We start from the raw sequence: 13,394 nt of genomic DNA, 5'->3' as shown, positions 1-13,394 counted from the left end.
CGTCTCTTTTTCACTTGCGTTAGCGGATATTGGATACAAAATCCAGAGTAATTTCTACAAACAAAAGGCGTCGAGTTTTCACCCAACGCCTAAGATCTAACTGCTGGAAATTCTTAACGCAGTCGTAAACCTGTTTCGCTGTCAAACAACATGGCGCGTTCGGCTCGGATGGTGATGCCAATTTTAGAACCTTGCTTGCTGCGCTCGTCTTCACGCTCTTCCACGATCAGCTTGTCGCCATTTGATGTCAGCAGGTAGGAATAGCTCACGCCACCAAGCGCCTCGGTCAGATCGACGGTACATGTATCGCCGGAACGGTCGACTTGAATGTGCTCGGGCCGGATACCGAGCGTCACTTTTGTTGCACCTGCCGGAACCGAAGCGGTGACCGGTAGCTCTTGGCTGATAGCCGGATGAACGACCCGACCATCCACGATATCGCATTCCAGGAAATTCATAGCGGGTGAACCGATAAAGCCAGCAACAAATTTGTTGTCGGGATCACGGTACAAATCCATCGGCGCACCGACTTGTTCGATCCGACCATCGCGCAATACAACGATCTTGTCGGCCATGGTCATGGCCTCAACCTGATCGTGCGTCACATAGATCATCGTCGCACCGATTTCATTGTGAAGACGCGCGATTTCAACGCGCATTTCAACGCGCAGCTCAGCATCAAGGTTTGATAGCGGCTCGTCGAACAGGAAAACCTCTGGGCCGCGGACGATGGCACGGCCGATGGCAACACGCTGGCGTTGACCGCCCGATAACGCCTTAGGCTTACGCTTGAGGTATTGATCCAGCTTCAGAATATTCGACGCTTCGTGCACCTTTTTGTCGATTTCAGCCTTGGGCACACCATTCATCCGCAGACCAAATCCCATATTCTCGGCCACGCTCATATGCGGATACAAAGCGTAGGTCTGGAAAACCATCGCCACGCCGCGTTTGGCTGGATCCATATGCGTCACATCCCGTGCGCCGATATGAATTTGCCCCTCGGACGTTTCTTCAAGACCCGCAATCATCCGCAACAGGGTTGATTTCCCACAACCCGAGGGTCCGACGAAAACGCAAAACTCGCCATCTTCGATCTGCAAATCGATCCCATGAATGACCTGAGTCTGGCCATACCGTTTGATCGCGCTGTTGAGTGTAACGCCGGTCATTATGCTTGCATCCTGTTCTTTTGGCTCTCGGGGAACCGCCACGCTTGTACTTCTGTTCCGATTTGCTCGGCAGCATGCTGAACCATCGGAACCCATTTCTTCAGTTGTTCGAACCCCATCCGTGCGGTAGCGCCCGTGATCGAGATTGCCCCCACCGGTCGCCCACCTGAGGTCAGAATTGGGCATGCAACACAAATGATGCCGGGCTCATGCTCTTCGTCATCCAGCGCGTACCCGCGCTCACGAATGGCTGTAAGGTCAGCGCGCAAAGCAGCGTCCGAGGCCAGTGTCTTATCCGTAAAGCGATGAAAGCTTTGCTGCGAGATGGCCTGATCCAGCCGCTCCTCATCCAAATAAGCGAGCATCGCCTTGCCCACGCCCGTGCAATAGGCGGGGCCTACCTTGCCAGCCTCTGAGTACATTTCGATCGGGTGTCGCGCATTGCGTTTGTCCACATATAGAACCTGACTGGAATCCAGTTGCGCCAGATGCACCGTCTCGCCTGTTTCTAGGCTCAGCCGGTCAAGGATTGGCCGCGCAATCGGAGCAATGGAACTGTGTGTCCACGCGGAATGCGCCAAACGCACCAGGCGTAAACCCGGCGAATAGGTCTGCCGGTCCGGATCGTAGTACAGCATGCCCTGATTGCTCAGGGTTTGCAGAAAACGATAAAGCGAGGCTTTGGGAAAGCTGCTTGTTTCCAACAGCTCGGCAAACCGAACAGGGCGTTCGAACGCTGCCACCTGCTCCAGCACATCGCATGCTTTGCCTATTGTTCCGTCACCAGCCAAAAGCCCTGACCTCCTCCTGCAGCCCCGCGTCTCCTCCACGGGGGTCTTGACAACGCTAACTGATTCGATGTGTAGTTTTCAATATGTAAAACAAGGTTTCAATAAATGAAACCACTATGGAAGCTAAGGGAGGACACCATGCATTCCATCTACAAGCGCACTGCGGCCGCGCTGGCCATGAGCGTTGCACTTGCTGCCCCGGCAGCCGCCGAACTGACCGGCGAACTTCGGATTTTCCTTGATACATCGAACCCAGCACCGCGCGCGACGATGGAAGCTGCGATCGAACGTTTCGCTGCAAAACATCCTGGGCTTGAGATCGAAACAACCGTGATCGACCGCGAAGCCTATAAGACCCAGATTCGTAACTTTCTGACTGCTGATACGCCTGACGTTGCCACCTGGTACGCTGCCAATCGTATGAAGCCTTATGTTGAGGCGGGATTGTTCGAGGACGTCTCCGATCTGTGGGCAGAACCCGAAATCGCAGAAAATCTTGCATCGACCAAAGGCGCGATGACCATCGACGGCAAGCAGTGGGGCGTTCCGTACACGTACTACCAGTGGGGTGTCTATTATCGTAAAGACATCTTTGACGAGTTGGGCCTGACCGAGCCGACCACATGGGAAGAAGAACTGGCCAACTGCCAGAAAATCGTCGATTCCGGTCGCGCTTGCTACACCATCGGCACCAAGTTCCTTTGGACCGCAGGTGGCTGGTTCGACTACCTGAACATGCGCACCAATGGCTTCGACTTCCACAATCAACTGGCCAACGGCCAGATCAGCTGGGAAGACGACCGCGTCAAGCAAACGTTTGCCAACTGGAAGCAGTTGATCGACATGGGTGCATTCATTGACAACCACCAGACCTATAGCTGGCAAGAAGCGTTGCCCTTCATGGTCAACGGCGATGCCGCGGCTTACTTGATGGGCAACTTTGCCGTCGCTCCGCTGCGCGAAGCAGGCCTGACCGACGATCAGTTGGACTTCTATCAGTTCGTCACCATCAATCCAGATGTCGAACTGGCCGAAGACGCACCAACGGATACGTTCCATATTCCCGCCAACGCTTCAAACAAAGAAGCTGCGCGTGAGTTCCTTCGCTTTGTTGTGTCGGCGGATGAACAGACCATCATGAACGGTAAAGATGGTCTGGCTCAGCTTCCTGTAAACGCGTCAGCGAAGATTGATGACGACAAGTTCATCAACCAGGGCTTCGAAATGCTGTCGTCCAACAGCCCCGGCGGCGTAGCTCAGTTCTGGGATCGCGACGCACCTGCGGAAATGGCCAAAGTTTCGATGGAAGGGTTCCAGGAATTCATGGTCAAACCAGACAATCTGGACAGAATTCTGTCCAAGCTGGAACGGGCCCGCGGACGTATCTACGAAAACTAACCCGGTCGGGCCGGCGTATGCCCGGCCCGCACCAAGACCTGCGTAAGGTGGGTGTTAGCCCACCTTACTCCTTTGACCTAGCCGAGTTTCCCCATGACCGTTGTCACCGCCGACGTCCCCGAGCAGGAAAGCTGGTTCCACAGAAACCAACAGCGTATTGCACCTTGGTTATTTCTGGCTCCGGGCCTGCTCTTCTTTATGGTCTACGTGATCATCCCGGTTTTCCAGTCTTTCAACCTATCGCTCTACGAATGGGACGGGCTCGGCACCGCCGAATATGTCGGGTTCCGAAACTATGAGGATCTGTATTGGGAATGGGTCGATCGTGATGCATTCTATACGTCGCTCAAGAACAACCTGATCTGGCTGGTTCTCTATCTGGCAGCGATCCCGGCAGGCTTGTTCATCGCATTGTTCCTGAACCAGACGGTCTGGGGCATCCGACTGTACAAGTCCCTGTTCTTCTTCCCTTTCGTGATCTCTCAGGTCGTCGTAGGCTTGGTCTTCACCTGGTTTTATGACCCAACTTTCGGACTGCTCAACGAATTCCTCGGAGTGTTCGGGCTTGGCCCAATAAACGTCTTGGGCGACGAGCGGTACGTAACCTACGGCATCATCGTTGCAGGCCTTTGGCCGCAAACTGCTTACTGCATGATCCTTTATCTCACCGGCCTGAACGCCGTCGACCCCGAGCAGATTGAGGCCGGACGTCTGGATGGGGCAAAAGGGGTACGTATGCTGTGGCACATCATCCTGCCGCAACTGCGCCCTGCGACTTTCATTGCCTTTGTTGTGACGATCATCGGCGCGCTGCGCAGCTTCGACCTGATCTCGATCATGACTCAAGGTGGCCCGTTCGGTTCGTCCCGCGTGCTGGCTTATTACATGTTCGAGGTCGCCCTGTCCGAATACGGGTTCCGAATGGGGTATGGCGCAGCGATCGCCGTGATCCTGTTCCTCATCATGCTGTGTTTCATCGCTTACTTCCTGTGGTCGATGTACCGCGAAGAAAAGGGGCACTGAGATGTTTCCCAAACCAATCGAAAAACAACCCCGCGCCGCTCAGATTACCTATCAGGCCATGCTTCCAATCGCGTTGCTGCTGTGGCTTGGGCCATTGCTTGCGGTTGCTCTGTTCTCGGTGAAACCGGCGGCCGACTTTACCAACGCAAATTACTGGGGCCTGCCCTCCAGTTTTGAGGGCGCATTCAACTACGGTCAGGTCTTTTTCAACTCGGACATGCCGCGGTATTTGCTGAACTCGTTCCTGATCACCATCCCAACCGTGATCGGAGCCGTCGCGCTTAGCTGTATGACTGGGTTTGCGCTGGGAATCTACAAATTCAAATCGAACCTCTGGATCTTTTTCATGTTCGTTGCCGGGAACTTCGTACCGTTCCAAATCCTGATGGTTCCGGTGCGCGATCTGACGCTGGAATTGGGCTTGTACAACACCAAGACCGGGCTTGTGCTGTTCCACATCGCCTTCCAAACCGGGTTCTGCACCCTGTTTATGCGCAACTTCATTCGTGCCCTGCCCTACGAATTGATCGAGGCCGCGCGCGTCGAAGGCATCAGCGAAGTCCGCATCTTCTGGTACGTTGTTCTGCCACTGATGAAACCGGCTATTGCCGCGCTCAGCGTTCTGATCTTCACGTTCATCTGGAACGACTATTTCTGGGCTGTTGTTCTGACACAAGGCGCGGAAAGCCAACCGGTAACTGCAGGGATCACCAGCTTTAACGCGCAGTTTCGCGCCGCCTATCAATTGATGAGCGCGGGATCCATTGTCGCCGCTCTTCCACCGGTGGCCATGTTCTTTCTCATGCAGAAACACTTCATCGCGGGTCTGACCCTCGGTGCCGTAAAATAAAGTCAAACCAGGGGTCCGACCCATGACCAAAATTACCTTTATTGGTGCAGGTTCCACGATCTTCATGCGAAATATCGTGGGCGATGCCCTTCTGACTCCATCTCTGGCCGATAGCCATTTTGCCCTGATGGATATTGACGCCGAGCGTCTGGCCGAAAGCGAAACCGTTGCCCGTGCCATGATCCGCGCAGTCGGAACCGGTGCCACAGTGTCCACCCATACAGACCGCCGCGCGGCACTGGACGGGGCCGATTTCGTGATTACCGCGTTTCAGGTCGGTGGGTACGAACCCTGTACCGTGACCGATTTCGAAATTCCAAAGCAATACGGCCTGCGCCAAACCATTGCAGACACACTAGGCGTCGGCGGCATCATGCGCGGGCTGCGCACCGTGCCCGTGTTGTGGGACGTGGCGCGGGATATGATGCAGCTCTGCCCGAATGCGACGTTGCTCCAATACGTCAACCCAATGGCGATCAACACCTGGGCCTTGGCCGAGCAATTTCCAGCGCTCAAACAAGTTGGCCTGTGCCATTCGGTACAGAATACCGTCGAAGAGCTGGCCCATGATCTGGACCTTCCGAAAGATGAATTCCGCTACAAGGTGGCGGGCGTCAACCACGTTGCCTTCTTTTTGCGCTTGGAACACAAAGGTCGCGACCTCTACCCCGCCTTGCGTCAAGGCTATGCCAGCGGTCAGATTCCCAAGCCACCGCTGCTGATGCCGCGTTGCCCGAACAAGGTTCGTTACGAAGTAATGGACCATCTGGGTTACTTCTGCACCGAAAGCTCGGAACATCTTGCAGAATATGTGCCTTGGTTCATCAAAGACGGGCGGCAGGACCTGATCGACAAGTTCTCGATCCCATTGGACGAGTACCCAACACGTTGCGTCGAACAGGTGGCCAATTGGAAAGAACAGGCCAAGACGCTAACGGATGGTCGTGACATCAAGGTCACCCGCAGTCATGAGTTCGCCGCAGATCTCATGAACTCGATCGTCACGGACACGCCCTATGTGGCTTACGGAAATCTGCCGAACACAGGTCAAATTCCGCAATTGCCACTCGGGGCAGCCGTGGAAACACCCTGTCTGGTGGACAGCAACGGCGTCCAACCTTCGGTCGTGACGGATATCCCGCCCCAACTGGTTGCCTTGATGCGCACGCAGATCAACGTGCAGGAACTGACAGTTCGGGCGTTGGTCGACCAGAACCCCGAATTCATCTATCACGCCGCGATGATGGACCCGCACACTGCCGCCGAACTGGACCTGCGCCAGATCCGCAATTTGGTGTCCGATCTACTGACCGCACATTCTGACTGGCTGCCCGACTGGTGTCAGCCTGCCAAAGCCGCTTGAAAGGGCCTAGCCAATGACCAAGAAACGCCGCTCGGAACACTGGTACGGAAAGCTGGACAAGGATGGTTTCATTCACCGCTCGTGGATGAAGAACCAGGGCTTTCCCGATCATGCCTTTGACGGGCGTCCGATTATCGGCATATGCAACACGTGGTCTGAACTAACCCCCTGCAACTCTGGCCTGCGCGATCTGGCCGAGGGCGTCAAACGCGGCGTGTGGGAGGCCGGAGGGTTCCCCGTCGAATTCCCAGTCATGTCGCTGGGCGAGACGCAGATGAAGCCCACCGCAATGCTGTTCCGCAATCTGCTGGCCATGGATGTTGAGGAGTCGATCCGCGCCTATGGCATTGACGGCGTCGTTCTGTTGGGCGGCTGTGACAAGACCACGCCGGGGCAGTTGATGGGGGCGGCCTCGGTCGATCTGCCCTCTATTGTGGTCAGCTCGGGTCCGATGCTGAACGGTAAGTTCAAAGGCAAAGATATCGGCTCTGGCACGGACGTCTGGAAATTCTCGGAAGAGGTCCGCGCGGGCGAAATGACTCTGCAGGATTTCATGAACGCAGAATCCGGCATGTCGCGCAGCAAAGGTGTCTGCATGACAATGGGCACCGCATCCACCATGGCATCACTGGTTGAGGCGATGGGCATGTCCCTGCCCACCAACGCCGCCCTGCCCGCCGTTGACGCCCGCCGCATGGCACTGGCGCACCTGACCGGCAAGCGGATTGTCGAAATGGTGGACGAAGACCTCAAACCATCGGACATCCTGACAAAAGAAGCCTTTGAAAACGCAATACTTACAAATGCTGCTGTGGGCGGGTCGACCAACGCCGTCGTTCATTTGCTGGCGCTGGCAGGTCGCGTTGGCGTTGACCTGACGTTGAAAGATTTTGAGATCGGTTCTGAAATCCCGCTGCTTGTGAACTGTATGCCATCCGGCAAATACCTGATGGAGGATTTTTGCTACGCGGGTGGCGTGCCGGTCGTCTTGAACGAGCTGAAGACGTTCCTGCGCCCTGCCAAAACCGTGTTGAACAAAGACATATCGGCCCACTATGAAGGTGCAGAATGCTATAACTCTGACGTTATCAAAAGCTTTGATGACCCGGTTAAACCCGCGGCTGGTCTTCGTGTCCTGCGGGGCAATCTCGCGCCCAACGGTTCTATCGTTAAACCCTCAGCGGCAACAGATGAACTGCTTGAGACCGAAGCCGAAGCGTTTGTTTTCGAAAGCATCGAAGACCTGAAAGCCAATATTGATCGCGATGATCTGCCCGTAACGCCCGAGACCATTCTGGTTCTCAAAGGATGTGGCCCCAAGGGCTATCCGGGTATGCCTGAGGTCGGCAACATGCCAATCCCGGCAAAACTGGTGAAAGAGGGCGTGCGTGACATGATCCGTATCTCGGACGCGCGCATGTCAGGCACCGCATTCGGCACTGTTATTCTGCATGTCAGCCCCGAAGCCCAAGCGGGCGGTACGCTGGCGCTTGTCAAAACAGGCGACCGCATTCGCGTATCGGCCAGCAAGGGCGAACTTGAGCTGCTAGTGGATGAACAGGAATTGGAAGCACGCCGGGCCGAATGGCAGCCGGAGGATCCACACTACACCCGCGGCTATGCCAGACTTTACATCGACCATGTGCTGCAAGCTGATCAGGGTGCTGACCTTGATTTCCTAGTGGGCAAAGACACCCGCCTCGTAACAAGAGAGAGCCACTGATGGACCAACCCGCCAAATTTCAAGACCTTGAGGGTGCCTCGGTTTACATCACCGGTGGTGGATCGGGGGTTGGCGCATCTTTGACCGATGGATTCCTGGCGCAGGGTGCCAAGGTGGCTTTTATTGGCCGCTCGGATGCCACCGAATTTGTTGAAGAAATGCGCGAAAAGCACGGCCGCGCTCCGCTGTTTCTGCAAGGCGACATGACGGATACCGACCTGCTTCGAAGCACGATGAAACAGGCCCAAGAGGCGCACGGCCCGATCAGCGTTTTGATCAACAACGCCGCCAATGACAAACGTCATTCCCTCGAGGAAACGACGACCGAATTCTGGGACTGGATGATCGAGGTAAATTTAAAAGCCTATTATTTTGCCTGTCAGGAAGCCGCACGACAGATGCAAGGTAAAGGCGGCTCAATCATCAATTTCAGCTCGATCAGTTACATGATGGGCAATGCCGGATATCCGATCTACGCCACATCGAATGCGGGCATCACGGGTATGACGCGGTCATTGGCCCGAGAGCTTGGGCCACAGAACATCCGCGTTAATGCATTGGCCCCCGGTTGGGTTCTGACGCAAAAACAGATTGATCTTTGGGCTACGCCCGAAGACTTGGCCGCTCATCTGGATCGCCAGTGTCTCAAGGAACATCTCAAGCCTGAAGATATGATCTCACCGACGCTTTTCCTAGCGTCACAGGCCAGCCGCGCAATGACGGGCCAGTGTATGGTCGTGGATGGCGGCGTGGTGGTAACGGGGTAACGTCATGACTATCGAATGGATCGCGGTAGATTGGGGCACCTCACACCTGCGGGTTTGGGCCATGCAGGGAAACAAGGTTGTGGATCAGGCGCAATCCGAAAAAGGCATGGCACGCCTGAGTAAAGATGAGTTTCAGGGTGCACTGTTGGAACTTATCAGCGACTGGCTCGACACTACACCCATTGACGTGGTGGCCTGTGGTATGGTCGGCGCACGTCAGGGATGGGTGGAAGCCCCCTATGGCTCTGTTCCTTCCGCTCCTGTTCCTGCCCCGCCGATCCGCGTGCCCGGTACAGACCCCCGTATTCGTGCATTCGTGGTTCCCGGCCTTAAACAGGCCAGCCCGCCGGATGTGATGCGTGGCGAGGAAACTCAGATCGCCGGCTATCTGGCCGGTCGAAGCAATTGGGATGGCGTGATTTGCCTGCCCGGCACACATACAAAATGGGTTCAGGTCAGTGCGAGCGAAGTTGTCAGCTTTCGGACGTTCATGACCGGCGAATTGTTCAACCTGCTGCGCGGACAATCCGTCCTTAGGCATTCAGTTGGCGATGGTTGGGACGATGAAGCCTTCGCTGAAGCCACGGCCGATGCAATTGCCAAACCGGATCAATTGGCAGGCCGGTTGTTTACCCTGCGCGCTGCAGACCTTTTGCAAGCACAAGACAAAGGCATTGCAAGCGCCCGTCTATCGGGTCTGTTGATTGGTTCAGAACTTGCAGCCACGCGACCGTACTGGTTGGGTCAGCAAATCGCGATCATTGGTGCAGAAGGATTATCGAAGATCTATGCGCAAGCTCTTAAGCAGCAAGGCGCATCTGTCGAGATTTCTGATGACACCAATTCAACTCTATCTGGCCTGCAGCAGGCCCGAAACCTGACGAGACAAACAGCATGAGCCGCCCCATTATCGCAATCCTACGAGGCCTCACCCCTGCAGAGGCCGAAGACGTCGGGCAAGTATTGATCGACGCCGGAATTGATCAGATAGAAGTCCCTCTTAATTCGCCCGATCCTTTGGACAGCATCAAACGTCTGGCCGACCAGTTCGGAGATCGCGCCTTGATCGGTGCCGGGACCGTTCTCACCCCAGAACAAGTCGAAGAGGTCGCAAATGTCGGTGGAAAGCTGATCGTTTCGCCCAACTGCGACGTTGAGGTCATCCGACGCTCGGTCGCCTTGAACCTGCAAAGCTGGCCCGGGATCTTCACGCCAACCGAAGCCTTCGCAGCGCTGCAGGCTGGGGCCACAGGGCTCAAACTGTTTCCCGGTGTTATGGCGGGCCCGACTGGTTTGGCAGCTCTGCGGCCGATATTGCCGACAGGCACACAGGTCTACGCTGTCGGTGGCGCAGGCCCTGGGAATTTCGGCGAATGGATCAAAGCGGGCGCCGATGGCTTTGGAATAGGATCGGCTTTGTTCAAGCCGGGCATGTCTGTTCCCGAGATTGCGGACCGCGCAGCACAGATTGTTAGCGCGTACGACAAGGCAACCGGATGAGTATTGTTTTTGACGACCGTCCTTGTGAATTGGGCGAAGGGCCATTGTGGCACCCAGAGCGGAACCAATTGTTCTGGTTCGATATTCTGGGCAAACGTCTTATGACGCAGCAAGACGGTGAGCAACGCAATTGGCAGTTTTCCGAATTTGTCTCGGCAGCTGGCTGGGTGGATCAAGAGACGCTGTTTATGGCGTCCGAAACCGGCTTGTGGCGTTTTAACATGACGACCGGCGCACAAGAGTTGATCGTGCCACTCGAAGCCGACAACCCTATTACGCGATCAAATGATGGCCGCGCGGACCCTTGGGGCGGCTTCTGGATTGGCACAATGGGCAAAAAGGCAGAACGACATGCCGGGTCAATCTACCGTTATTGGCGCGGCGAACTACGACGGCTCGTTCCGGACGTAACAATTTCGAACGCAATCTGTTTTGCGCCCGATCGCTCATGCGTTTATTTCACAGACACCGCGACCCAAAAGGTGATGCGTTGGTCTTTGAACCAAGAAAACGGTTGGCCCGAAGGGGAAAGTACGGTTTTCGTGGATCTGCGCGACCAGGATCTGAATCCGGACGGCGCAGTAGTGGATCAGGACAGCAATATCTGGATCGCCCAATGGGGTGCTCATCGGGTCGCGGCTTATGATCAAAACGGCCAGCTCATCAAAGCCGTGCAGTTCGATGCCGCACATACATCTTGCCCGGCTTTTGGTGGGCCTGACTTGACCACCTTGTTTTGCACAACGGCCCGCCAAGGCCTGGATGCAGCAACTTTGGAAACACATCCGTCAAATGGCATGACCTTCAGCGCAAGCGATGTTGGCCAAGGCCAGCCAGAACACAGAGTGATCATATGAAACCTGAACTTGGTGTTTGCTACTATCCCGAACATTGGCCCGAAGACACCTGGGCCGAGGACGCTGCGCGCATGGTCGATACAGGTCTGACTTGGGTCAGGATCGGCGAATTCGCATGGAGCCGTATGGAACCCACACCTGGCGACCTGCAATTGGAATGGCTGGATAAGGCAATCGACACGCTTGGCGCAGCTGGTTTGAAAGTCGTTTTGGGAACGCCAACTGCGACCCCACCTCGGTGGATGCTGGAAAAGCATCCCGACATGCTGGCCTATGATGAGGAAGGGCATCCGCGCAAGTTTGGATCACGCCGGCACTACTGTTTCAGCCATCAAGGGTACATTGAGGAATGTGAACGGATCACCCACATTCTGGGCGAACGATATGGTCGCAACCCTCATGTCGCTGCATGGCAGACCGACAACGAATATGGCTGCCATGACACGACGCTGAGTTACAGCAACCCGGCATTGGCCGCGTTTCGGTCTTGGCTTGAACGGGAATACGGAACTATTGCCGCGTTGAACGAGGCATGGGGCAACGTTTTCTGGTCAATGGAATATGCCAACTTCGATGATATTGACCTGCCTAACCTGACCGTGACGGTGCCCAACCCAGCGCATGTTTTGGCCTTCCGTCGTTTCAGCTCGGATCAGGTGGCAGTGTTTAACAAGGCCCAGGTCGATGTCTTGCGTCCGATGACAGATGCGCCGCTGCTGCACAATTACATGGGCCGGGTGTTGGAGTTCGACCACTTTAAGGTTGGCGCAGACCTGGATATTGCAACATGGGACAGCTATCCGATCGGCTTTCTGTCTGATCGGCTCGAAGCGGATGACGCGCACAAGGCGGCGTTCCTCCAGCAAGGTGATCCCGACATGCAAGCCTTTCACCATGACTTGTACCGCGCCGTTGGCCGTGGCCGCTGGTGGATCATGGAACAGCAGCCGGGTCCGGTAAACTGGGCACCTTATAACCCCGCCCCTCTTCCTGGTATGGTGCGTCTTTGGTCGCTTGAGGCGGTGGCGCATGGGGCAGAGGTCGTCAGCTATTTCCGATGGCGGCAGGCCCCTTTCGCGCAAGAACAAATGCATGCCGGATTGCTGACATCCAACAGCGAACCCGCTCCGGCATCCGCCGAAGCGCGGCGTACCGCTGACACGTTGGCGAAATTGGGGGATGTGACACAGGAACAGGCCCAAGTGGCAATCGTGTTTGACTATGCCTCGGATTGGGCATGGGCGACGCTGCCGCATGGGGCAGGCTTTGACTATTTCCGCCTTGTTTTCTCAGCATACCGCGCCTTGCGGCGTGCTGGGTTGTCTGTCGATTTCCTGTCTCCCGATGCCATCCCCGAAAAGGGGTATAAGGTGATCGTGGCCCCCGGCCTTGCCACAATGAACGACGCACTGGAAGAGCGGCTGATCAAAGGTTGCGATCTGGCAATCCTTGGGCCACGTTCTGGCGCGATCACGCGAGATTTTCAGATCCCCGGGTCTGGCCGGCCCGGCCTGGCCGAATTGAACGTCAACGTCGACTTGGTCGAAACGCTTCCGCCGACGACTCATCGCACAGTGGTCGATGGTGGGGCCGCGTTGCATTGGGTTGATCGCTTGTCCGGTGCCGCGCCCGACCTGCTGACCTTTGCGGATGGAACGGCTGCGCTGAAAGGCACTGAAAAACTATGGTATCTGGCTGGTTTCCCAGACGAAACGCTCTGGGACCGTGTAGTCAACATGGCTGGGCGCCACGCAGGGTTGACGCTGCACGATATGCCCGGCGGCCTGCGCCGCCGTGACACGGCAGAGCACACGTTCCTGATCAATTACAACGCTCAACCGGTGACGTGGAATGGTCATGTGATCGACGCCTGCGATGTCACCATCCTGAAAAAGGGTGAATTGGCAGAGGACTAACCTCTGCCAATGGGAAACAGCACAGATCAGCGCC

12 protein-coding genes are annotated in these 13,394 nt (G+C 56.0%); 10 read left to right on the top strand and 2 right to left on the bottom strand.

The window, feature by feature from the left end; translation table 11 throughout:
- Nucleotides 1-113: 113 nt before the first annotated feature.
- Together ACR0DG_RS12640 and ACR0DG_RS12635 are read right to left on the bottom strand one after the other, a co-directional pair.
- Nucleotides 114-1,172: an ABC transporter ATP-binding protein gene (locus tag ACR0DG_RS12640; protein WP_480696812.1), complete on the bottom strand. Its 1,059-nt coding sequence runs from the start codon at nucleotides 1,170-1,172 to the stop codon at nucleotides 114-116.
- Nucleotides 1,172-1,963, bottom strand: a complete 792-nt coding sequence (locus tag ACR0DG_RS12635; protein WP_480696814.1) for an IclR family transcriptional regulator — start codon at nucleotides 1,961-1,963, stop codon at nucleotides 1,172-1,174. Before ACR0DG_RS12635 ends, ACR0DG_RS12640 begins: the two co-directional genes overlap by 1 nt.
- A gap of 138 nt (nucleotides 1,964-2,101) precedes the next feature.
- Between ACR0DG_RS12635 and ACR0DG_RS12630 the strand changes: the two genes are divergently transcribed.
- From ACR0DG_RS12630 to ACR0DG_RS12585, 10 genes are all read left to right on the top strand, one after another.
- A complete protein-coding gene (locus ACR0DG_RS12630) occupies nucleotides 2,102-3,361 on the top strand; it encodes an ABC transporter substrate-binding protein (protein WP_480696816.1) in 1,260 nt (419 codons plus the stop codon).
- A 93-nt stretch (nucleotides 3,362-3,454) separates the two neighbouring features.
- Nucleotides 3,455-4,384: a carbohydrate ABC transporter permease gene (locus ACR0DG_RS12625; RefSeq protein WP_480696818.1), complete on the top strand. Its 930-nt coding sequence runs from the start codon at nucleotides 3,455-3,457 to the stop codon at nucleotides 4,382-4,384.
- 1 nt (nucleotide 4,385) lies between these two features.
- The gene (locus tag ACR0DG_RS12620) at nucleotides 4,386-5,234 is read left to right on the top strand and encodes a carbohydrate ABC transporter permease (protein ID WP_480696820.1); all 849 of its coding nucleotides are present in this window, start codon (nucleotides 4,386-4,388) and stop codon (nucleotides 5,232-5,234) included.
- Between the two features lie 22 nt (nucleotides 5,235-5,256).
- Nucleotides 5,257-6,597 carry an alpha-galactosidase gene (gene melA / locus ACR0DG_RS12615; protein WP_480696822.1) on the top strand — a complete coding sequence of 447 codons (1,341 nt, stop codon included), beginning with the start codon at nucleotides 5,257-5,259 and terminating at the stop codon, nucleotides 6,595-6,597.
- Nucleotides 6,598-6,610: 13 nt separating this feature from the next.
- Nucleotides 6,611-8,320, top strand: coding sequence for an IlvD/Edd family dehydratase (locus tag ACR0DG_RS12610; protein WP_480696824.1), 1,710 nt, complete (start codon nucleotides 6,611-6,613; stop codon nucleotides 8,318-8,320).
- Nucleotides 8,320-9,087 carry an SDR family NAD(P)-dependent oxidoreductase gene (locus ACR0DG_RS12605; protein WP_480696826.1) on the top strand — a complete coding sequence of 256 codons (768 nt, stop codon included), beginning with the start codon at nucleotides 8,320-8,322 and terminating at the stop codon, nucleotides 9,085-9,087. Before ACR0DG_RS12610 ends, ACR0DG_RS12605 begins: the two co-directional genes overlap by 1 nt.
- A 4-nt stretch (nucleotides 9,088-9,091) precedes the next feature.
- Nucleotides 9,092-9,985 carry a 2-dehydro-3-deoxygalactonokinase gene (locus tag ACR0DG_RS12600; protein ID WP_480696828.1) on the top strand — a complete coding sequence of 298 codons (894 nt, stop codon included), beginning with the start codon at nucleotides 9,092-9,094 and terminating at the stop codon, nucleotides 9,983-9,985.
- Complete coding sequence (locus ACR0DG_RS12595; protein WP_480696830.1) at nucleotides 9,982-10,587, top strand: 2-dehydro-3-deoxy-6-phosphogalactonate aldolase; 606 nt, start codon at nucleotides 9,982-9,984, stop codon at nucleotides 10,585-10,587. The genes ACR0DG_RS12600 and ACR0DG_RS12595 overlap by 4 nt, the downstream gene beginning before the upstream one ends.
- Nucleotides 10,584-11,444: an SMP-30/gluconolactonase/LRE family protein gene (locus ACR0DG_RS12590; RefSeq protein ID WP_480696832.1), complete on the top strand. Its 861-nt coding sequence runs from the start codon at nucleotides 10,584-10,586 to the stop codon at nucleotides 11,442-11,444. The genes ACR0DG_RS12595 and ACR0DG_RS12590 overlap by 4 nt, the downstream gene beginning before the upstream one ends.
- Nucleotides 11,441-13,360 (top strand): beta-galactosidase, encoded by a 1,920-nt coding sequence (locus tag ACR0DG_RS12585; protein ID WP_480696834.1) that lies wholly within the window; start codon nucleotides 11,441-11,443, stop codon nucleotides 13,358-13,360. The genes ACR0DG_RS12590 and ACR0DG_RS12585 overlap by 4 nt, the downstream gene beginning before the upstream one ends.
- Nucleotides 13,361-13,394 lie beyond the last annotated feature (34 nt).

Source organism: Ruegeria sp. BG8, from assembly GCF_056538325.1.
Note: the sequence above shows the minus strand (reverse complement) of the source record. Positions and strands in the feature narration are given on the sequence as shown.

Excerpts from the sequence above, each read along its gene's own strand:
- ACR0DG_RS12630 (WP_480696816.1), top strand. The coding sequence starts at position 2,102 with ATGCATTCCATCTACAAGCGCACTGCGGCCGCGCTGGCCATGAGCGTT.
- ACR0DG_RS12640 (WP_480696812.1), bottom strand. The coding sequence starts at position 1,172 with ATGACCGGCGTTACACTCAACAGCGCGATCAAACGGTATGGCCAGACT.
- ACR0DG_RS12595 (WP_480696830.1), top strand. The coding sequence starts at position 9,982 with ATGAGCCGCCCCATTATCGCAATCCTACGAGGCCTCACCCCTGCAGAG.
- ACR0DG_RS12605 (WP_480696826.1), top strand. The coding sequence starts at position 8,320 with ATGGACCAACCCGCCAAATTTCAAGACCTTGAGGGTGCCTCGGTTTAC.
- ACR0DG_RS12620 (WP_480696820.1), top strand. The coding sequence starts at position 4,386 with ATGTTTCCCAAACCAATCGAAAAACAACCCCGCGCCGCTCAGATTACC.
- ACR0DG_RS12600 (WP_480696828.1), top strand. The coding sequence starts at position 9,092 with ATGACTATCGAATGGATCGCGGTAGATTGGGGCACCTCACACCTGCGG.
- ACR0DG_RS12590 (WP_480696832.1), top strand. The coding sequence starts at position 10,584 with ATGAGTATTGTTTTTGACGACCGTCCTTGTGAATTGGGCGAAGGGCCA.
- ACR0DG_RS12625 (WP_480696818.1), top strand. The coding sequence starts at position 3,455 with ATGACCGTTGTCACCGCCGACGTCCCCGAGCAGGAAAGCTGGTTCCAC.
- ACR0DG_RS12585 (WP_480696834.1), top strand. The coding sequence starts at position 11,441 with ATGAAACCTGAACTTGGTGTTTGCTACTATCCCGAACATTGGCCCGAA.
- melA (WP_480696822.1), top strand. The coding sequence starts at position 5,257 with ATGACCAAAATTACCTTTATTGGTGCAGGTTCCACGATCTTCATGCGA.
- ACR0DG_RS12610 (WP_480696824.1), top strand. The coding sequence starts at position 6,611 with ATGACCAAGAAACGCCGCTCGGAACACTGGTACGGAAAGCTGGACAAG.